Annotated in this window: 17 protein-coding genes and 1 pseudogene; 15 read left to right on the top strand and 3 right to left on the bottom strand. The window is 74.7% G+C overall.

Going from position 1 to position 19,307, the window contains the following annotated elements; translation table 11 throughout:
• Positions 1 to 32: 32 nt before the first annotated feature.
• Positions 33 to 545, top strand: coding sequence for a 2'-5' RNA ligase family protein (locus AB0I41_RS15160; RefSeq protein ID WP_357106912.1), 513 nt, complete (start codon positions 33 to 35; stop codon positions 543 to 545).
• 104 nt (positions 546 to 649) lie between these two features.
• Here AB0I41_RS15160 and AB0I41_RS15155 read toward each other — a convergent pair whose 3' ends face one another.
• The gene (locus tag AB0I41_RS15155) at positions 650 to 2,875 is read right to left on the bottom strand and encodes a family 43 glycosylhydrolase (protein WP_357106910.1); all 2,226 of its coding nucleotides are present in this window, start codon (positions 2,873 to 2,875) and stop codon (positions 650 to 652) included.
• Between the two features lie 133 nt (positions 2,876 to 3,008).
• On the opposite strand from AB0I41_RS15155, the gene AB0I41_RS15150 reads away from it, so the two are divergent.
• From AB0I41_RS15150 to AB0I41_RS15125, 6 genes are all read left to right on the top strand, one after another.
• The gene (locus AB0I41_RS15150; protein ID WP_357106908.1) at positions 3,009 to 3,749 is read left to right on the top strand and encodes a winged helix-turn-helix domain-containing protein; all 741 of its coding nucleotides are present in this window, start codon (positions 3,009 to 3,011) and stop codon (positions 3,747 to 3,749) included.
• Positions 3,750 to 3,881: 132 nt separating this feature from the next.
• On the top strand, positions 3,882 to 4,679 hold the full coding sequence (locus AB0I41_RS15145; RefSeq protein WP_357106905.1) for an isocitrate lyase/phosphoenolpyruvate mutase family protein: 798 nt from the start codon (positions 3,882 to 3,884) through the stop codon (positions 4,677 to 4,679).
• 98 nt (positions 4,680 to 4,777) lie between these two features.
• The gene (locus AB0I41_RS15140; protein ID WP_357106903.1) at positions 4,778 to 5,749 is read left to right on the top strand and encodes a hypothetical protein; all 972 of its coding nucleotides are present in this window, start codon (positions 4,778 to 4,780) and stop codon (positions 5,747 to 5,749) included.
• 159 nt (positions 5,750 to 5,908) lie between these two features.
• Positions 5,909 to 6,268 carry a PfkB family carbohydrate kinase gene (locus AB0I41_RS15135; protein WP_357106901.1) on the top strand — a complete coding sequence of 120 codons (360 nt, stop codon included), beginning with the start codon at positions 5,909 to 5,911 and terminating at the stop codon, positions 6,266 to 6,268.
• A gap of 25 nt (positions 6,269 to 6,293) precedes the next feature.
• Positions 6,294 to 6,569 carry a PfkB family carbohydrate kinase gene (locus AB0I41_RS15130; RefSeq protein ID WP_357106899.1) on the top strand — a complete coding sequence of 92 codons (276 nt, stop codon included), beginning with the start codon at positions 6,294 to 6,296 and terminating at the stop codon, positions 6,567 to 6,569.
• Positions 6,570 to 6,739: 170 nt separating this feature from the next.
• Positions 6,740 to 7,735, top strand: coding sequence for a linear amide C-N hydrolase (locus AB0I41_RS15125; protein WP_357106896.1), 996 nt, complete (start codon positions 6,740 to 6,742; stop codon positions 7,733 to 7,735).
• 59 nt (positions 7,736 to 7,794) lie between these two features.
• On the opposite strand, the gene AB0I41_RS15120 is transcribed toward AB0I41_RS15125, so the two are convergent.
• Positions 7,795 to 9,273 (bottom strand): hypothetical protein, encoded by a 1,479-nt coding sequence (locus AB0I41_RS15120; protein ID WP_357106893.1) that lies wholly within the window; start codon positions 9,271 to 9,273, stop codon positions 7,795 to 7,797.
• A 138-nt stretch (positions 9,274 to 9,411) separates the two neighbouring features.
• Here AB0I41_RS15120 and AB0I41_RS15115 point away from each other — a divergent pair, with 138 nt between their 5' ends.
• The 6 genes from AB0I41_RS15115 to AB0I41_RS15090 all read left to right on the top strand — a co-directional run bounded on the left by AB0I41_RS15115 (position 9,412) and on the right by AB0I41_RS15090 (position 16,349).
• The gene (locus tag AB0I41_RS15115) at positions 9,412 to 10,107 is read left to right on the top strand and encodes a DUF305 domain-containing protein (protein ID WP_357106890.1); all 696 of its coding nucleotides are present in this window, start codon (positions 9,412 to 9,414) and stop codon (positions 10,105 to 10,107) included.
• A gap of 103 nt (positions 10,108 to 10,210) precedes the next feature.
• Positions 10,211 to 10,888, top strand: coding sequence for a pentapeptide repeat-containing protein (locus AB0I41_RS15110; protein WP_357106887.1), 678 nt, complete (start codon positions 10,211 to 10,213; stop codon positions 10,886 to 10,888).
• 145 nt (positions 10,889 to 11,033) lie between these two features.
• The gene (locus tag AB0I41_RS15105) at positions 11,034 to 12,275 is read left to right on the top strand and encodes a histidine kinase (RefSeq protein WP_357106884.1); all 1,242 of its coding nucleotides are present in this window, start codon (positions 11,034 to 11,036) and stop codon (positions 12,273 to 12,275) included.
• The gene (locus tag AB0I41_RS15100) at positions 12,272 to 12,937 is read left to right on the top strand and encodes a response regulator transcription factor (protein ID WP_357106882.1); all 666 of its coding nucleotides are present in this window, start codon (positions 12,272 to 12,274) and stop codon (positions 12,935 to 12,937) included. Before AB0I41_RS15105 ends, AB0I41_RS15100 begins: the two co-directional genes overlap by 4 nt.
• A 149-nt stretch (positions 12,938 to 13,086) precedes the next feature.
• Positions 13,087 to 13,863, top strand: coding sequence for an ABC transporter ATP-binding protein (locus tag AB0I41_RS15095; protein WP_357106879.1), 777 nt, complete (start codon positions 13,087 to 13,089; stop codon positions 13,861 to 13,863).
• 5 nt (positions 13,864 to 13,868) lie between these two features.
• Complete coding sequence (locus AB0I41_RS15090; protein WP_357106876.1) at positions 13,869 to 16,349, top strand: ABC transporter permease; 2,481 nt, start codon at positions 13,869 to 13,871, stop codon at positions 16,347 to 16,349.
• Between the two features lie 179 nt (positions 16,350 to 16,528).
• On the opposite strand, the gene AB0I41_RS15085 is transcribed toward AB0I41_RS15090, so the two are convergent.
• Positions 16,529 to 17,911, bottom strand: coding sequence for a serine/threonine-protein kinase (locus AB0I41_RS15085; protein WP_357106873.1), 1,383 nt, complete (start codon positions 17,909 to 17,911; stop codon positions 16,529 to 16,531).
• Between the two features lie 545 nt (positions 17,912 to 18,456).
• Between AB0I41_RS15085 and AB0I41_RS15080 the strand changes: the two genes are divergently transcribed.
• Both AB0I41_RS15080 and AB0I41_RS15075 read left to right on the top strand, forming a co-directional pair.
• Positions 18,457 to 19,089: an RNA polymerase sigma factor gene (locus AB0I41_RS15080; RefSeq protein WP_357106870.1), complete on the top strand. Its 633-nt coding sequence runs from the start codon at positions 18,457 to 18,459 to the stop codon at positions 19,087 to 19,089.
• 1 nt (position 19,090) lies between these two features.
• Positions 19,091 to 19,307: pseudogene (locus AB0I41_RS15075) on the top strand (hypothetical protein); the annotation flags it as partial.

Genomic DNA, 19,307 nt, shown 5'->3' with positions numbered 1-19,307 from the left:
GGGGCCGCCACACGCCGGTTAACCTCACGGGCGTGCGTACGGTCGAACTGCTCTGCTCCCTGCCGCTGGAGCAGACGGTGCGTGCCGCCTGGGACCGGCTCGCCGCCGCCGGGCTGCCCAGCCTGGCCCGCAACACCCACCCCACCAACCGGCCGCACCTGACCATGGCCTCGGTCGACGGGTTTCCGCCCGGTGCCGCCGACCGCCTCGCCGACCTCCTCGACGCCGCGCTGCCCCTGCCGGTACGCCTCGACCGGGTCGAGGTGCTCGACGGCAGCGCCCCGCTGGTCTGGCTGGTCCGCCCCAGCCCGGAGCTGTCCGCCCTGCACGCCGCCGTCTGGGACGTGCTCGCCGGCGTCGACGGGCAGCACCCGTGGCACGCCCCCGGCCGGTGGATCCCGCACCTGAGCCTCGCGCTGCGCTTCCGGCACAACGACCGGCGGCTGGCCCGGGCGCTGGCCGGCGTCCACCGGCCGACGGGCGAGTTCGTGGCGGCCCGCAGCTACGACGGCGACACCCGTACGGTCAGCCCGCTCGGAGGGTGACGCGCCCACCCCGGTCGGCCTGGCCGTCGACGAAACGGCGTGCGTCGTGCCCTGAGGTGGGACCGGGGCCGCCCGCCCGAGGCCGGGCGGGCGGCCCTCGGCGGTCACCGGTGGAAGCGGACGTAGTCGAACACGGCGGTCACCGGCGGCTGCGCCCCGCCATGCGCGACCAGGCCGATCCGCGGGGTGGTGTCGGCGGGGAAGGTCCACACCCCACCCCACGTCCAGTGCGTCCCGTCCCGGCTGGACCCGGCCCGGAACTCGTGCTCGCCGGTGGCCGGGTCGACCCGGTGGGCCAGCCGCAGCCAGGTGGTGGTGGCCGGGGTGCCGACGATGTTCCCGCCGTAGACGGGCCGGCCGGCGAAGGGCAGCTCGTAGCCGTACTCGACCTGGCGGGTGTTCCAGATCGCCACCTGGGCCAACCGGGCGAACCGGTCGTCGTCGACGTACGCGACCAGGCCGGCCTGCTGGTAGTTGCGGACCGCCTCCTCGCCCAGGTCGAGGGTCACCTTCGTCTCGACCACGTAGTCGCCGGCGGGCGCGTCACGCAGCAGTACCCCGGCGCTGTTGCCGGTGCCGGTCAGGTCCGCGGCCTGCACCGGCCAGCGCAGCGCCCCGCCGGAAACGGTGGCCGCCGGGTCCTTTCGCACCCAGCGCCAGGCCGGGTCGAGGCCGTCGGTGAAGTCGTCGGAGTACGCCGGCAACAGCCCGCCGACGCGGGGCTCCGGCACCGCCCGTGGGGTCGGCCGGTGCAGCCGGGCGACGCTGACGTTGTCGAACTCCGCCTCGCCGCCGCGCGCGACGAGGGTCAGCCGACCCACCGTCGGCCGGGTCAGCGGCAGTGACACCACGGCGAGCTGGTCGCCGAGCCGGGCCGGGCTCAGCTCGGCGACGAGCTCGCGGCCGCGCACCTCGACGGCCAGGTTGTGCCGGTCGGCGGGGTCGAGACCGGCGGGCAGGGGCGCGCTCGCCGTCCGGCCGCCCGCCTCCCGGGCCACCAGGCGGCCGGCGGCGGCGTCGAGGCGTACCTCGACCCGGTCCAGGGTCAGGCCGGCCGCCTCCGCTCCGGTGAGCCGCAGGTCGGTCTCGGCGCGTACGTCGCCGCCGGTCACCGTGCGGCCGGTCACGGCGCCGCCGCCGGTGAGGCGGCCGTCGGCGACCCGCCACGAGCCGGTGCCGGTCCAGCCGGTCAGGCCGGGGGAGTCGAAGCGGGCGTCGAGGCGGGCGGTGGTCGCCGGCGCCCGGCGGTCGCCCTCGGACGGGCCGGCGCCGGCGTTGACGTGCGGCCAGCCGTCGATCCAGTCGAGGCGGTCGAGCAGCATCGGCCGCTCGTTGATGCCGAACGGCTCGTCCAGGTACGGGTCGGCCCGGTCGATGGCGTGGTAGACGATCCAGTCCTGCCCGGACAGATCGGTGAGGAAGCCGTTGTGCCCGGCCCCGATCCAGCGGTTGCCGTTCTGGGTGAGCACGGGCGTGCCGCCCGCCTGGGAAGCGGTCAACGCGATGCCGTCGCGGTCCACGAACGGCCCGCGCGGGCTCGCCGACCGTCCCACCTGTACCGAGTAGCCGGTGGCCGGGCCGGCGCAGCAGTTGGCGGTGGAGGCGAGGAGGTAGTACCAGCCGTCGTGGCGCAGCACGTAGCTGCCCTCGAACTTGTTGTCGATGGCGACCAGGGTGGGCGCGCCGACCGCGCGCAGCCCGTCGGCGGAGAGTTCGGTGACCGAGATCCCGCCGTAGTAGCTGCCGTAGTAGAGGTACCTCTTCCCGTCGACGTCGGTGAACTGGGACGGGTCGATGGTCCAGAGCCAGCCACCGCCGCCACCGGGGCGGGGCGCCACGACGGGCTGGTCGGCGAAGGTCCACGGGCCGGTCGGGGTGGGGGCGGTCGCCGCACCGACGGCGAAGTCGCCCCCGTCGGGGGAGACGGTGGTGTCGGTGACGGCCACGTACATGACCCACTGGTCGCCGATCCGGCGCACGTCGGGGGCCCAGAAGGCGGCGTCGGCCGTGGCGTAGGGCGGGCGCTGGTCGGGGCCGAAGGCGTCGCCGAGGTAGGTCCAGTCGACCAGGTCGGCGGAGCGGGCGGTGGGCACCCGGTGGAACTGCTTCTCGCCCTCGCGCAGCGGGTCCGTGGTGCCGTAGGCGTACCAGAACCCGTCGTCGCCGCGGACGACGACCGGGTCGGCGAAGGTGTCGGCGATCCCGGCGGAGACCGGGTTGCGGTAGCGGTCGGGGGCGTCGGGACCGGCAATGGCCGGCGCGGCGGCCGTCGCCGCCAGGAGCAGACCGAGTACGGCGGCGAGCGCGCCGCCGCGACGGAGGTGACCCATCAGACCTGCCTCGGGTGGGGTGGATGGTGGGCGGTGCGTCGTTCCGTCCGTTCTACAACGATGGATACAACGTTGTAAAGACGTCCGGCACGCGTCGGCGTCCGGCGAACCGTCGCCGTGGCACCATCGGTGGATGACCGCACCGCCCACCGACGGCCGCCGTCTCGCCGATCTCGCCGCCCTGCTCGCCGACGACACCCGGGCCGCCATCTGCCTGGCCCTGCTCGACGGGCGGGCCTGGACGGCGGGCGAGTTGGCGCGCTGCGCCGGGGTGGCCGCCTCCACCGCCAGTGAACACCTCACCCGGCTGGTCCACGGCGGGCTGCTGGTGGAGGAACGCCAGGGCCGGCACCGCTACCTGCGGCTGGCGGGCCCCGCCGTGGCGCAGCTGATCGAGGACCTGGCCGGGCACGTCCCGCCGGTGCCGCGCCCGGCCCGCTCGCTGCGCGCGGCCGCCGCCGATGCCGCGGTCGCCCACGCCCGGACCTGCTACGACCACCTCGCCGGACGGCTCGGCGTGCGGGTGCGCGACGCGCTGCTGACCCGCGGCCTGCTCGACAACGCGGACGGCCTGGCGCTGACTCCGGCCGGGCGGGACTGGCTGGCCGACATCGGCGTAGAGCCGCTGCGCGGCGGCCGGCGGCCCCTGGTGCGGGACTGCCTGGACTGGACGGAGCGCCGCCCCCACCTGGCCGGCGCGCTCGGCGCCGCGCTGTGCCGCCGGTTCGCCGAGCTGGGCTGGACGGCGCGTGGCAGCGGGCGCAGCATCCGGGTCACCCCGGCCGGCGTGGCGGCGCTCGCCGAGGTGCTGGGCATCGGGGCCGCCGACCTCGCGCCGCCCCGCCGCGACGACGGTGGCGGCGGACGCGCCTGAGCCGGGCCGCCGGCACGGTTCGGCCGGCGCCGAATCGATCGGCCCCTATTGTGTGGCGGGTGAGCGACCGGACACCCGCGATCCCGCCCGCCGCGCCGCCGCTCGTTCCGACCGACCTGAGGGGATGCCCCGATGAGCGACCGCAGCGCCGCCTTCCACGCCCTGCACCGCCCCGGCCAGCCGGTGCTGCTGCCGAACGCCTGGGACCACGCCTCCGGCGCCGCCCTGGCCGCCGCCGGCCATCCGGCGGTGGGCACCACCAGCCTCGGCGTGGCCGCGGCCGGCGGCCGACCGGACGGGGTGGCGGCCACCGCCGAGGAGACGTTTCGCCTCGCCGAGCTGCTGGTCCGGCTGCCGGTGCTGGTCACCGTGGACGTCGAGGCCGGCTTCAGCGACGACCCGTCGGCCGTCGCCGGGTACGCCGCCGAGCTGGCGGCGCTCGGGGTGGTCGGGATCAACCTGGAGGACGGGCGGGCCGACGGCTCCCTCGCCGACCCCGCGCTGGTGGTGGCGAAGATCGAGGCGGTCCGGGCCGGGGCGCCGCGGCTCTTCGTCAACGCCCGCACCGACGCCTGGTGGCTCGGCCTGCCCGATCCGCTGGAGCGGGCGCTACCACGGGTGCGGGCGTACCGGCGGGCCGGGGCGGACGGGGTCTTCGTTCCGGGGGTGGACGACCCGGCCACCGTCCGGCTGCTCGCCGACGCGGTCGACGCGCCGCTGAACGTGCTGGCCCGGCCCGGGGGACCGCCACTGGCGGCGCTCGGTCGTCTCGGGGTGGCCCGGGTCAGCACCGGCTCGCTGCTGTTCCGGGCGGCCCTGGCCGCCGCGGTACGCACCGCCGACGCCGTGCGCGCGGGGGTCGACCCGGATCCGGCGCTGCCGTCGTACGCGGACGTGCAGCGGATGACAGCGACCGGTCAACGCCCTTAGGCGGTAATAGGAGCATTACTCAGACTCTGCCGGTTACGGGCGCTTACGGTGTGTTTCAGGTACATCCGCACCGTGTCGTACCGGGAGAGGACCCGACCATGCGCGTGCCCAGCCGAAGTTCCGGCCACCAGCCCGGCCCGTCCGTCCCCTCGCCCGCTCCGGCGCGCCGGTCGCCCTCGCCGGCCATGGCGCGAGCGGCGGCCCCACCCACCCCGCCGGACCTCGACGCGTACCGCCATGCCGTCGCCGAGCTGCTGGTCGAGGTGGGGGCGCTCGCCGACGCGGCGTCCACCACGGCCCGGCAGGTCCTGCTCGACCAGCGGCTGCGGGAGCCGGCGATCGCCGCGGTGCTCGACGCGACCCCGCAGGGGTTCGTCGGCGCCCGCGAGACGCTGCTGCTGGAGATGGCCCGCCACCAGCCCAACGAGCGGACCTCGGCGAGCGACCTCACCGCGCTGGCCCGGATCTACCTGCTCTCCCGCATCGACGTGATGTGGTGGCGCGACAGCACCTCCTTCCTCACCGACGACCAGGTCCACAGCCATCCGGACCTGGTCGACCTGGAGTGGCTGCGCCGGCGCGGACTGCTCGGCTTCCGCTACCAGGAGCAGCCGGCCACCGTGCTCGGCCGGGGCGTACGGGCGGTGGGTCGCCGACTCCGCCCGGACGCCACCCCGCGCACCGCCGGACTGAAGTTCCGGTGGACCCGGCGCGAGGTGGTGGCGCTGCTCAACGACGTGGCCCGCGAGTTGGACCGGGCCACCCCGCCCGGCACCCCGCCGCTCTGGGTGACCAGCCTGGTGCGCAGCGCCGAGCACCAGTATCAGCTGCGCCGTCTCGGGTACGCCGCGATGGTGCCCAGCGGGCACTGCCTGGGCTGGGCGGCGGACGTGGAGATGGCCTGGCTCGCGCGCTTCGGCGCCCGGGACACGCTGGCCGAGATCCTGCTCGCCCGGCAGGCCGCCGGTGAGCTCAACGTGGTCGACGAGGGGCAGACCTGGCACCTGTGCCTGGCACCGGGCGCCCGCGCCCGGCTGCGCTCGGCCTACGAGGCGGAGATGGGGGCCTGAGATGTGGCATCGCGCTCAGCGGGCCGTGCAGCCGTAGACCTCCGACGACGGCCGGTACGTGCTCTGCTGTCGAGATGCGGGCCAGCGAGGCGAGGGTCCCGACGGGCCGGGTCGGAGCGCGCCGACATGGTGGCGGCGCGGGCGGGTAGTAGTGCCGGCATGGCGGAACCGGACGTGATGGTGGTGGGTCAGATCGCCCGGGACCTCGTCCTGCTGGTCGACGAGGTCCCGACGGCGTCCGGTACGGCCCCGGTCCGATGCCGGCGGGAGATGCTCGGCGGCAAGGGCGGCAACCAGGCCGTCGGCCTCGCCCAGCTCGGCGTCGACGTCGCACTGCTGGGCGTCGTCGGCGACGACGAGGTCGGCGACGCGCTGCTGGCCCGGGCCCGCGCCGACGGCATCAACGTGCGGGCGGTACGGCGCCGGCCGGGCACCGCGACCGGGTTGATCGTCGACCTGGTCGACGCGGAGGGCTGCCGCGCCCGCGGACCCCGCCCGTGGCCTGCGCGCCGCCCGTGAGCTGCTCGGGCGCGGCCCGTCCCTGGTGGCCCTCGCGGTGGACGGGGTGGGCAACGCCTTCGCCTGGCCCGACGGTGACCTCTTCGTGCCGCTGAGCGACACCCCGACGGTCGACACCACGGGCGCCGGGGACGCCTTCGTCGCCGCGCTCACCGCCGGGCTGCTGCGGGGCGTACCGCGTGAGCGCACCGCTCGGCGGGCGGTGGCCGCGGCGGGGGCGACCGTGGGCCGTCCCGGGGGCCGCCCGGAGCTCACCGACGCGGCGATCGCCGCGCAGCTGGCCCGGATGCCGGCCGGCTGAGGCACGACCGACCGGAGCTCGGTGGCGTGCGCCACCTTGCGACCCTCCTCGACCGCGCTGTGCCTGGTGTTGTAGGAGCCGAGAGTCCTGCTGCCCTGGCGCGAATCGGAAAACCGGTGTCGTCGCCGGACGGTGGACAAGCCCCGGTCCCTCCCATACGTTCCGGAGCTATGCGGAGGATTTTCCTGGGCGCCGGACTGGCCCTGTTGCTCGCCACCACCGGCTGTGCCGGCACCGACGACGCGCCGCCCGCGCCGGCCGGCGCCGGGGTCCCGATCGCCTCCCGGCAGGACGCCGACGAGATCGGGCGGACCCTGGCCAGCGTGCGCCGGGTCGACAAACTGCCGCTGTACGAGATGACCTACGTCGGCCGGTACGACGCGACGGTCGGCACGGACGCGAAGCCGGAGGCGAGTTCGTTCGGCTGCTCGCTGTTCGCCGCCAGCGGCGACCCGGCCCGGCCACTGTTCGCCCGCAACTTCGACTGGGAGGCCAACCCGGCGATGGTGCTGCGCACCGATCCGCCGGACGGCTACGCGTCGGTGTCCCTGGTGGACCTGTCGTACCTCGGGATCGGGCCGGACCCGACGGGGGATCGGCGGCTGCTGGACGCGCCGCTGCTGCCCTTCGACGGGATGAACGAGCGTGGGCTCGCGGTCGGGCTGGCCGCCGACGACGGGGCGACCGTGAAGCCGGTGCCGGGCCGCCCCACCGTCGGCTCGGTGCGCATCCTGCGGCTGGTGCTCGACCGGGCGGCCACGGTGGACGAGGCGGTGGCCGTCTTCGGCCGCTACAACCTGGACTTCGACGGCGGGCCGCCGCTGCACTACCTGCTCGCGGACGCGGGCGGCCGCTCGGCGGTGGTGGAGTTCGTGGACGGGACGATGCGGATCCAGCGCGGCGAGGGCCGCTGGCAGGCACTGACCAACGTGCCCGTGGTCGGGGTGTCCGAGAAGAAGCGGCGCGACGACCGCCGGTACGGCGTCATCGCGGCCGCGTTGGAGCGGGCCGGCGCCCGGGTGGACGCACCGGCGGCGCTGCGCATCCTCGACGAGGTGCGGCAGGGCCACACCCGCTGGTCGGTGACGTACGGGCTGCGCAGCGGCGAGGTGCACCTGGTCACCGCGACCGGCGGGGAGCGGCGCTACCGACTGCCGATGAGCTGACCGGCGTACGCGAAAGGGCCCGGCCACCCGACGGGGACCGGGCCCTTTGGGCGCTCGCCCTACCAGCTGGGGTAGCCGGCCTGGGTCTGCACGTTGAGCTCGCGGAACTTGACCAGGTCGGCGGACCAGGTCCGCCAGTCGTTCAGCTCCAACACGTCCAGGCCCTTCTGGATGTCGTTGGAGTAGATGTGCCCGTTGTAGTAGTACGTCGACCAGGCGCCACCGGTGATGAGCTGGGTGTCCGACAGCGGGCCGCGCTCCCAGAACCCGATCTCCTTCGGCTTGGCCGAGTCGGTGAAGTCCCAGACCGAGACGCCGCCCTGGTACCACGCCTGGACCATGATGTCGCGGCCGACCACCGGGATCAGCGAGCCGTTGTGCGCCACGCAGTTCTCGGTGTCCGCGTTGACCCGCGGGATCTTGTAGTAGCTGCGGAAGACCATCGTCCGGGCGTCACCGCGACCGGTGATGTCGTAGATGGCGTCCGCGCCGCGGTTCGGCCCGGTGACCTCGTTGCAGGTGGCCGCGCCGCCGCCGCCCAGCTCGTCGGTGAAGACGACCTTGGTGCCGGTGTTGTTGAACGTCGCCGAGTGCCAGAAGGCGAAGTTCTCCGTGTCGCGCACCTGGTTGATCACGCGGGGCGCCTCGCGGTCGCTGATGTCCATCAGGATGCCGTCGCCCATGCAGGCGCCGGCCGCGAGGTCCTTCGACGGGTACGCGGTGATGTCGTGGCAGCCGCTGGTCGCCGACTTCTGGCCCGGAATGCCCTCGTAGCCTCCGTCCGGGAAGAGGTTCGGGGTGGCCACCACGGCCGCCTCGGTGGGCTTCTTCACCGGAACCTTGATGATGGAGATGGAGTCGTGCGGTGGCGGGCAGCCCACGTAGGTGTCCCGCGGTCCGTACGAGGAGACGTACAGGTAGACCGAGCGGCGGTCCTTGGCCGGCACCAGTGTGTGGGTGTGCGAGCCGCAGGCCGTCTTGACGGACTTGATGTAGCGCGGGTTGGCCTTGTCGCTGATGTCGAAGACCTTGATGCCCTCCCAGATCGTCTCGGTGGTCGGCACGCCCTGACTGTTGCAGGAGTCGCCGTTACGCGGTGAGTCGGTGGAGAGGAAGAGCAGGTCACCGTAGACGGAGATGTCGTTCTGCGAGCCGGGGCAGAGCACCTGCGACACGATCGTCGGCGCGCTCGGCTTGCTGATGTCGTAGATGACGAACCCGTTGTAGTTGCCGGCGAAGGCGTAGCGGCCCTGGAAGGCCATGTCGCTGTTGAGTGCGGCCAGGGTGTCGAACGGCGCCTGCTTCGGCACGTTGGCGATCTGGCGCAGGTTGGGGCTGCTGGAGATCTCGTCGACACCGAGGCTGGCGGTCGTGGCCGTGGCGGCCTGTGCGGTGGTGGCCGTGGCGACCGCCTCCGCGTCGGGCGTCACGGCGGCGTTGCCGGCCGGGGCGGTGGCGACGCTGGCGACCAGGAGGCCGGCCGCGGCCAGGCTCACGATCCTCAGTTGACGTCGTCGGGGGAGGTGGAATCTGATCATCGGCAGGGCCCTTCGACAGGGGTTGATGATTGTGGACACCTTACCGTCTCGCGAAGGTCATCAATGTGAGCTGGGTCACATTAAAGCCCTCCGGTCAGTGGATACGATCGCTGCGACCTCGACCGGAGGGGGAGCCGCATGACCGCCCGACGTGGACGGACCCTGCTCGTCGTCACACTCGCGGCCGCGGTGCTGGTGGTGCTGGCGCTCGCGCTGCGGCCCGCCGACCGTCCCGCCCCGATGGCCGTCGGCTCGACCGGCACCGCGTCACCGGCCCCGCCGGCGGCGGACGGCCCCGCCGTCATCGTCCCCGGCCGCCCCGGCGAGTCGGCCGTCGCCCGCCCCGCCGGGGAGGTGCGCGACACCGCCTCGCCCCGCTACAACTCGCTCGACGTCTGGTTCGTCCGGATGATGATCCCGCACCACCAGCAGGCCCTGGAGATGGCGGAGCTCGCCGAGGGCCGGGCCGGCAGCCCGCAGGTCAAGGCGGTGGCCGACCGGATTCGCGGCGCGCAGGGGCCGGAGATCGGCATGATGCGCGGCTGGCTGAGCGCCCGCGGCCTGCCGACCGAGGTGCCCGGCCACGACCACGGCGCCATGCGCGGCATGCAGTCGCCCGAGGCGATCCGCCGGCTGGCCGACGCCCGGGGCGCCGAGTTCGACCGGCTCTTCGTGCAGATGATGACCGCGCACCACCAGGGCGCGGTCACGATGGCCACCGACCTGCTCTCGGTCGGCGCCGACCAGCAGCTCAACGAGTTCGCCAACTCGGTGGCCACCGAGCAGTCCGTCGAGATCGGCCGGATGCGCGAGCTGGTCCGGCCGCCCGCCTGACCGATCCCATTGACACCAAGAATATGTCGCCGAGTGCCGTGGCCGATCTCAAGAGGCGGGTCGCCGGTCGAACGGACTGGGATGGCAAGGTGGTGTTTGACAAATGAGCAGGTACAAGCGGAGCGGCGCTGACGTGGTCCGCTGGCCGGACAGTCCCGACGCCCGGGAGGCACTTGAGGAGTGGTTCGCCGCCGCTTCTTCGGACACTGCGTCGTACCTGTCGGGCGACTTTCTCGATTTTCGTGGTGCGGATCTCAGCAACCTTGACCTGACGGGCGCCTACCTGGCCAATTCCTGCCTGGTCGGTGTTCGATTCGAGGACGCCAACCTCGGCGGCGCGAACCTGAACAATTCCGAGCTTCAGGGCGCCGACTTCTCCTTTTCCGACCTGGCCAAGGCTGAAATGGTGGGCTGCTCGGCCAGGAACGCGCGGTTCCGCGGGGCGCGGCTGTTTTCGGTGGAGTTCGACGAAGCCGTCCTGGAGGGGGTCGATCTCAGCCACGCGATCCTCAACTCGGCCAAGCTCTACAAAACCGATCTACGCGACGCCAATCTTGAGTTCTCGAGCCTGCGGTGGTGCGCTCTGGGCGGCACGGACATGCCCGCGGTGCTGAGCGGTGCGAGAATGTTCGGCTGCCAGCTCGAGGGCGCGAAGGGGACGGTTGTCGGCCCGGTCTTCGTCGATCAGGGCGCAACCCTGTTGCTCCACGCCGCCGAACTGGAGGCATGGTTCTCGGAACAGGATGCGAAGAACGTACAGGTGGTACCTCGGACGCGGTAGCTGTCGTCATGCCACCCCGGTCGCGAGCCGCCGATGCGGTTCGCGACCGGAGTAGCCGGTGGACCCCGACGCCGCCACCTCGCCGGCGCGGAGTTCGACCACCGGCCGGCGCACGACATCGAGGGCGACCTGACCCGTACGCTGGGTGACCGTGAACCGCACCGTCTTCGGCCGTCCGCTGCGCTCCGTCGCCTTCGACGTCCTCGTCTCCGGCGTGGTGGTGCTCCTCGCCCTGACGGGCGTGGTGAGCCAGCCCGGCGGCTGGCGGGCCACGCTGGTCGGCTGCGCCATGGCGGTCGCCCTGCTGTGGCGCCGGCTCCACCCGTCGGCGGTGGCCGCCGTGGTGGCGGTGCTCGCCCTGGTCCAGGTGATCGCCGGCTGGGGACCGCTGGCCTTTGACCTCGGGGTGCTGATCGCCCTCTACAGCGTGGTCAAGTACGCCGACCGGCTCCGCGACGGCGTGCTCGCGGGGATCGTCGCGGCGGTCGGGGTGCTGCTGGCCGCCTCGCAGACCGTCGGCCCCGCCGCCTGGTGGGCCTCGGCCATCTGGTTCGGGCTGATCACCGGCGGGGTGTGGCTGGTCGCGCTGAACGTGCGCACCCGCCGGCTCTATGTGCTCAGCCTGGAGGAACGCGCCGCCACCCTGGAACGCGAGCGGGAGGCCGAGGCCCGCGCCGCGGTGGCGGGGGAGCGGGCCCGGATCGCCCGGGAGCTGCACGACGTCGTGGCGCACAGCATGGCCGTGATGATCGTCCAGGCAGACGGGGCCCGGTACATGCTCGACCGCGACCCGGAGATCGCCCGCACCGCCGTCAAGGTGGTCGCGGACACCGGCCGGCAGGCGCTGGAGGAGATGCGCCGGCTGGTGGGCGTACTGCGGGAGCCGAGCGCGCCGGAGCCGTCGGCCGCGCCCGGCGCGGCGGGTGAGCCGGACGGCGCCGGGGTCGCCGCCGACTCCGAGCGAAGGCGGGCGACGGTCGCCGAACTGCCCGCCCTGCTGGACCGGTTCCGCGACGCCGGGCTGCGCGTCCGGTATACGGTCAGCGGCGATCCGCCCCCGCTGCCCCCGGGCCTCGACCTCACCGTCTACCGGGTGGTGCAGGAGGCGCTGACCAACGCGCTCAAGCACGCCGGGGTCGGCGCGAGCGTCACGGTCACCATCGAACACGCCCCCGACGCCGTCGTGGTCCGGGTGGTCGACGACGGGCACGGCCGCCCGCCGGTCGGTCCCGCGCCGTCCGGCGGGCACGGCCTGGTCGGCATGCGCGAGCGGGTCGGCGTGTACGACGGCAGCCTCGTCGCCGGCCCGAGGCTGGCCGGCGGCTGGCGGGTCGAGGCGCGACTGCCGCTACCGTCGACCCCCGGGACGGAGGTGACCGCGGCATGACGGTCCGGGTGGTGATCGTGGACGACCAGGCGCTGGTCCGCGCCGGGTTCCGGATGGTGCTGGACTCCCAGCCCGACCTGGAGGTGGTCGGCGAGGCGATCGACGGCGCGGACGCGCTGCGGCTGCTCGCCCGTACCGAGGCGGACGTGGTGGTGATGGACGTCCGGATGCCCACCATGGACGGCGTGGAGGCGACCCGCCGGATCTGCCGGGACCGCCCCACCGGCCCACCCCGGGTGCTGGTGCTCACCACCTTCGACACCGAGGCCGACGCGTTCGCCGCGCTGCAGGCCGGGGCGAGCGGCTTCCTGCTCAAGAACGTGCCCCCGGAGGAACTGCTCGCCGCGATCCGGGTGGTCGCCGCCGGTGACTCGGTGGTCGCGCCGTCGATCACCCGCCGGCTGCTGGACCGGTTCGCCGACCGGTTGGGGCCCGAGCCCACCGAGGACCCCCGGCTGGCCCTGCTCACCGAACGGGAGCGCGAGATCCTGCTGCTCGTCGCACAGGGGCTGTCCAACGCGGAGATCGCCGGCCGGGTGCACGTCGCCGAGGCGACCGTGAAGACCCACGTCGGGCGGATCCTGGCCAAGCTCCAGCTCCGCGACCGGGTGCAGGCGGTGGTGCTGGCCTACGAGAGCGGGCTGGTCACGCCGGGAGGCTGAACGGCGGGTACGACCTGGGTCGTACGGGTCAGCCCCGTCGGGGGCGACCCGGGGCGTACCGACCTCGACCGCGCGGGTGGACGCCGCCGGCGGTGGGGCTGCATAGCGTCGGAGACGTTCTGGTCACCGACTGCACGGGGAGCCATCGCATGTCCCTCGCACCACCCGTTCCGGCCCGTACCGGCGTCGCGGTCACCGCGCGCGGCCTGCGCAAGGAGTACGGGCGCGGCGCCGCCCGGGTCGTCGCCCTCGACGGCGTCGACGTCGACTTCGCCGCCGGCCGGTTCACCGCCATCATGGGCCCGTCGGGCTCCGGCAAGTCGACGCTGATGCACTGCCTGGCCGGCCTCGACAGCCCCACCACGGGCACCGTCCGCCTCGGCGACACCGATACCGCCCGCCTCGACGACAAGCAACTCACCCTGCTGCGCCGGGACCGGATCGGCTTCGTCTTCCAGAAGTTCAACCTGCTGCCGGCGCTGACCGCCGAGGAGAACATCGTCCTGCCGCTGGCCATCGCCGGCCGGCGACCGGACCCGGCCTGGCAGCGGCAGGTGGTGGCGGCGGTCGGCCTGGCCGACCGGCTCGGCCACCGGCCCGCCGAGCTCTCCGGCGGCCAGCAGCAGCGGGTCGCTGTCGCCCGGGCACTGGTCACCCGCCCCTGGGTGGTCTTCGCCGACGAGCCGACCGGCAACCTGGACTCCCGCTCGGGAGCCGAGGTGCTGGGGCTGCTCCGGGAGGCCGTCGACACCCTCGGCCAGACCGTGGTCATGGTCACCCACGACCCGGTGGCCGCCGCGTACGCCGACCGGGTGGTCTTCCTCTCCGACGGCCGGCTGGTCCGCGAACTCGCCATGCCGACCGCCGAGCGGATCCTGGACGCGCTCGCCGGCCTCGACCCGGCCGCGCCGGCGCGGGGGCGGTGACCGCGATGATCCGGCTGACCCTGCGCTCGTTGCGCGCCGACGCGGTGCGGCTGCTGCTCTCCTCCCTGGCGATCGTGCTCGGCGTGGCCTTCGTCGCCGGCACCCTGATGGTCACCGACGGCATGCGGGCCGGCGCGTACGACCGGGCCGGAGCCTTCGACCGGCACACCGACCTCGGCGTGTACGCCGGGGCGGACCCGCTCCCACCCGCCCTGGTCGACCGGGTGCGCGCGGTCGACGGGGTGACCGCCGCCGAGGGGGAGTTGACCGGCTCCGGCGGGGTGGTCGGCTCCGACGGCCGGCCGGTGCTCGGCTACGCGGTGCTCGCCTCGATCCCCACCGACCCGGCCCTGCGCTCGTACGACCTCGCCGCCGGCCGGCTGCCGGACCGCCCCGGCGAGGTCGTCCTCGACGCGCCCACCGTGCGGGAGGAGGGCTTCGCCCTCGGTGCGCCGGTCCGCGTCGGTGGGGCCACCGGGGCGGCCCGGGCGTACACCCTGGTCGGCGCCGTCGACGTGGCCGGCACCTCCCGCGACGTCGGCGGTCCCTTCATCGGCCTGGTCGGCGCGGACGCCCTGGCGGTGACCGGGGAGCGGGGGTACGGCCGGATCATGGTGGCCGTCGCCCGGGGGACGTCCCGGGAGGCGGTGGCCGAGCGGCTGGCCGGTGCGGCCGGCGGCGGGACGACCGTGAAGAACCGCCAGCAGATCCTCGACGACGCGGTGGACGACGCGGTCCGCGACCTGGAGCAGTTCGGGATGGTCCTGCTGACCTTCGCCGGGGTCGCGGTGGTGGTGGCCGGCTTCGTCATCGCCAACACCTTCGCCATCGTGCTCGCCCAGCGGACCCGGCGTACCGCCCTGCTCCGGCTGGTCGGCGCCACCCGGGGGCAGGTGTTCCGGGCCACCCTGCTGGAGTCGGCGGTGCTCGGCCTGGCCGCCTCGGCGCTCGGGGTGCTGGCCGGAGCCGGCCTGGCCGCGGGCCTGGCGGCGGCACTGTCCGCCCTGGAGCTGCCGGTCTCCGGCGGGGTCACGCTGACCGGGTCGACCGTGCTGCTCGCCGTGGCGGTGGGCACCGTGATCACCGTGGCCGCCGCCTTCGTGCCGGCCTGGCAGGGCACCCGGGTCGCCCCGGTGGCCGCGCTGACCGACGCGGCCGTGCAGGTGACCCGCCGGGCCGGCCGGGTCCGGCTGGTGGTCGGCGCACTCGTCTTCGCCGCCGGGGTCGCCGCGCTCGCGGTGGCCGCCGGCGTCGGCCAGATCGTGCTGGTCGCCCTCGGCGGGGTGCTGACCTTCTCCGGCATCGTGCTCTACGGCCCGGTGCTGGTGCCCGCCCTGGTCCGGCTGCTCGGGGCACCGGCCCGGCTGCTCTTCGGCGCCACCGCCGGGCTGGCCGTGGCCAACGCCGTACGCAATCCCCGCCGGGTCTCGGCCACCGCCACCGCGCTGGTGATCGGGATCGGCCTGGTCTCGGCGTTCGTGGTCGGCGCCGGGAGCGTGAAGGTGGGCATCGAACGCGCCGTCGACGCCCAGATCGGCGTCGACTACCTGGTCACCGGCATCGGGGGCGACCTGCCGGCGCCGCTCGCCGGTGAGTTGGCCGCGCGGCCGGAGCTGGGGGTGGTGCACGAGCAGCGCAGCCGGGTCGTCGACGGGCTGGAGGTCCGCGCCGCGCATCCGGCGCTGGTCGCCCGTACCCTGACCGGCACCGTGGCGGGTGACAGCCGCGGCCTGGGCCCGGGCGCGGTGCTGGTGCACCGGCAGCTCGCCGAGGCGCGCGGCTGGAGCGTCGGCTCCCCGGTGACGCTCGCCGGCCGGTCCTTCCGGGTGGCCGCGGTGGTGACCGCCGACGAGGCCGCGCCGGCCGGCGCCCGGGTGCCCGAGGGGCACGTGGTCGACATGGTCGACACCGACTTCGTCCGGCTCTTCCCGACCGAGCGCGGCTTCCTGGCCGAGGTGGACCCCGCCGACGGGGTCTCCGCCGGGCAGGCCCGGGCGGCGATCGAGACGGTCGTCGCGCGGTACCCGACGGTCAACCTGATGGACCAGGCCGCCTACAAGAAGATGCTCACCGGCACGGTCGACATGCTGCTGGCCTTCGTCACCGCGCTGCTCGGCCTGGCGGTGGTGATCGCCCTGGTCGGCGTGGCGAACACGCTGAGTCTGTCAGTGGTGGAGCGGACCCGGGAGAACGCGGTGCTGCGGGCGGTCGGCCTCACCCGGGGCCGGATGCGGGCGATGCTGGCCGTCGAGGCGGTGCTGATGGCGCTGGTCGGGGCGGTGCTCGGGATGGCCCTCGGCACCGGGGTCAGCGCCGGGGCGATGGCTTTCGTGGCGAAGATCGGTGGCGACTTCACCCTGGTGCTGCCCTGGGGACGGCTCACGTTGATCCTCGCGGTGGCGGTGCTGGCCGCCCTGCTCGCCTCCGTGCTGCCGGCCCGCCGGGCGTTGGGCCGGCCGGTGGTGGAGGCGTTGGGCGCGGAGTGACCCGGCGGCGGCCGGTCCCGGGCGGGACCGGCCGCACCCGTACGCGTCAGAGCCGCTCCACGGCCGCCCCGGCAGCGGTCACGGGTGTCGAAGACGTACCGGGCGGGTCGGGTCACCAGGTCGTGGTCGGAGCTGTCGTGGTCGGTCACCACGATCACCGCGGAAAGTCCGTTTTGTGGCTACCGGTCCGCTGTGTCGGCCGCCAGCCTGTCCTGCGCCGGCGACGCCGAGGTGTCGGGCGGCGGGCTGGCCGGCCCGGGGGGGCTGGTCGTTTCCTCCGGCGAGGTGGTGGCGGTCGGCGGGTCCGTCGGCGTGCTCGAGGGTGTGGTGGGCACGGACTGCGTCGCGCTCGGTGCCGGCGTGGGGCTCACGGTGGCCGAGCGCCGGGCGTTCGGGTTCCTGGTGCGGTCCGGTCGGCTCGTCTGGTCGAGGCCGGTCTGCTCGGGGGCTTCCGGCAGCTCTTCCTGGCCGCTGGGCACGGTGGCGGGCACCGTGCTCTTGATGTTGGTGGCCCCGTCGCCGGTCTCCCTGGCCGCGCCGAGCGCCGCGCCCAGGGCGGTGAGCGCCACCAGGACCGCCGCCAGCGCGCCGACCAGCGAGCCGCGCCGACCCCGGCCCTGCCTCGGCGCCACCGTGGCGGCCGGCGGCAGCACCGGGAGGTCGTCCCGCGTGGTGGGGGTGGGGCCGGCCGCGCCACGCAGTGCCGGGGGAACGAAGGCAGTCGTTGCGGCGCCGTCGCTCAGGGCGGCCCGGGCCGCCGCGGCCATCTCCGCGCCGGTGGCGAACCGGTCGGCCGGGTCCTTGGTCAACGCCCGCGACACCAGCGCGTGGACCGGCGCCGGGATGTCGTCCGGCAGCGCCGGCGGCTCGTCGTCGAGGTGCCGCACGGCGACCTGGAGCGGATTGTCGCCGGTGAACGGCGGGCCGCCGGTGAGGCAGCAGTACGCGACCGCCCCGAGCGCGTAGATGTCGGTGGCGGGGGAGACGGGCCGGCCGGAGGCCTGCTCCGGCGCCATGTAGAGCGCCGTTCCCGGCACGGCGTTGGTGCTGGTGATGCTGGTCACGTTGGTCGACCGGGCGACGCCGAAGTCGACCAGGACCACCGTGCCGTCCTCCTGCACCAGCAGGTTGCTCGGCTTGACGTCGCGGTGCACGATCCCGCCGGCGTGCGCGGCGTGCAGCGCCTGGGCGGCCTGCGCGACGACCGACATCGTCTCGGCCGCGTCCAGGTGGCCGGCGGCCTCGATCCGCCGGGACAGCGGCTCGCCCTCGACGAACTCCATGACCAGGTAGTCGGCCCGCCCGCCGTCGTCGAGCCGGTCCTGGCCGCAGTCGAAGACCTGCACGATGCCCGGGTGACGCAGGGCGGCCATGATCCGGGCCTCGGCGCGGAACCGGGCGATGAAGTCGGGATCGGAGACCAGCGCAGGCAGCAGCACCTTCACCGCGACCTGGCGGCCCAGGACCAGGTCCGTGGCACGCCAGACGTCGCCCATGCCGCCGGTGGCGACACGTTCGTCCAAGCGGTAGCGACCGCTGAGCACGACCTCCGATGACAACACCCGGATACCGTACCCAGAGGCGGCGACGCGCACTCATGGCTGTCTCCACCGTCGTCCTCGCGGCGGTGTGGCGCCGGTCCCGCCGCACCGGCGGCCGGGTGGACGGGGGGTGACGGGGTCCGGATCGGTTGTCACAGTGGCGGTTGGCAGACGCCGTAAGCTGGGCAAACCGGCCGACTCGGGACGCGCGCGCGGTGGCGACCTGGCCCGCAGCGTCCGGTGACCGATTTTCGTCACGCGGACTCGCCGCATGTTCGGGTAGATGTTTCTCACTCTTTCCCCGACCGGCGGCGGCTTGTCCACCCGCCGGTCCGCTCCTACTGTTAGCGCGACTCAGGCCAGCCCACGGTGCCGGTACGGCATCCGCGCCGACCGCCGTATTGTCGCGGCGTGTGTCAGACATGCCGCCCGGGCCAGTCGGCAGGGGCGCGATGGGGTCAGCGGGGGGCTGATGGTGCGCGATGGGGTCCGGCTGCCGGACCGGAGGTGCGTCACCCACGTCCAGCCGGCGACGGGTCGGGCGGGACGGCAGGAACGGCGGACGCATGACCGGTGAGCTGACCGAGGCGGTCGTCGCGGCGCAGGCCGGGGACGAGGAGGCCTTCCGCTGCCTCTACCGCAGCCTTCAGCCCGGCCTGTTGCGGTATCTCACCGCCCTCGTCGGCGCGGACGCCGAGGACGTCGCCTCGGAGACCTGGTTGCAGATCTCCCGGGACCTGCCCACCTTCACCGGCGGCGAGTTCCGGGCCTGGACGGTGACCATCGCCCGGAACCGGGCCATGGACCACCTGCGCCGCCAGCGTCGCCGCCCCTCCCTGCCGGTGCCGGTGCAGGCGTTGAGCGAACTGGCGGGGGACGCCGACACGGCGGAACGGGCCGGTGAGACGATCGGGACGGAGGCCGCGCTGGCGCTGATCGCGACGCTGCCACCGCGGGAGGCCGAGGCGGTGCTGCTGCGGGCGGTGATCGGGCTGGACGCCGAGACCGCGGGCCGGGTGCTCGGGCGACGCCCGGGTGCCGTCCGCACCGCCGCGCACCGTGGCCTGCGCCGGCTCGCCGCGTTGCTGGACCGGCACGAGCTGCCCGTGCCGTCCGGCGACGAGCGGACCGGCCCGCCTCGCCGCCGGCGGGGCCGGCAGGCGCCGAGCACGTCCCGTGCCGAGCCGGCGGACGGATGACGTGAGGGGAAACTGGATGGACTTCCGCCGCTCCGACGGCTCAGAGCGGCCGGCCGACCGGGCCGAGGCCGAGCGGCTGCTCGACGCGGCCCGGGCCGGCGGCCCGCCGTCCGCGGGTGACCCGCTCGCCCGGTTGCTCTCCGCCGCGGCCGCCCCGGCCCGACCGGGTGAGCTGGCCGGCGAGGAGGCCGCGCTGGCCGCGTTCCGGGCCGCCCGCG

It is taken from the genome of Micromonospora sp. NPDC050200 (assembly GCF_040656135.1).
GTDB lineage: Bacteria > Actinomycetota > Actinomycetes > Mycobacteriales > Micromonosporaceae > Micromonospora.
This window is presented reverse-complemented; position numbering and strand designations above follow the sequence as displayed.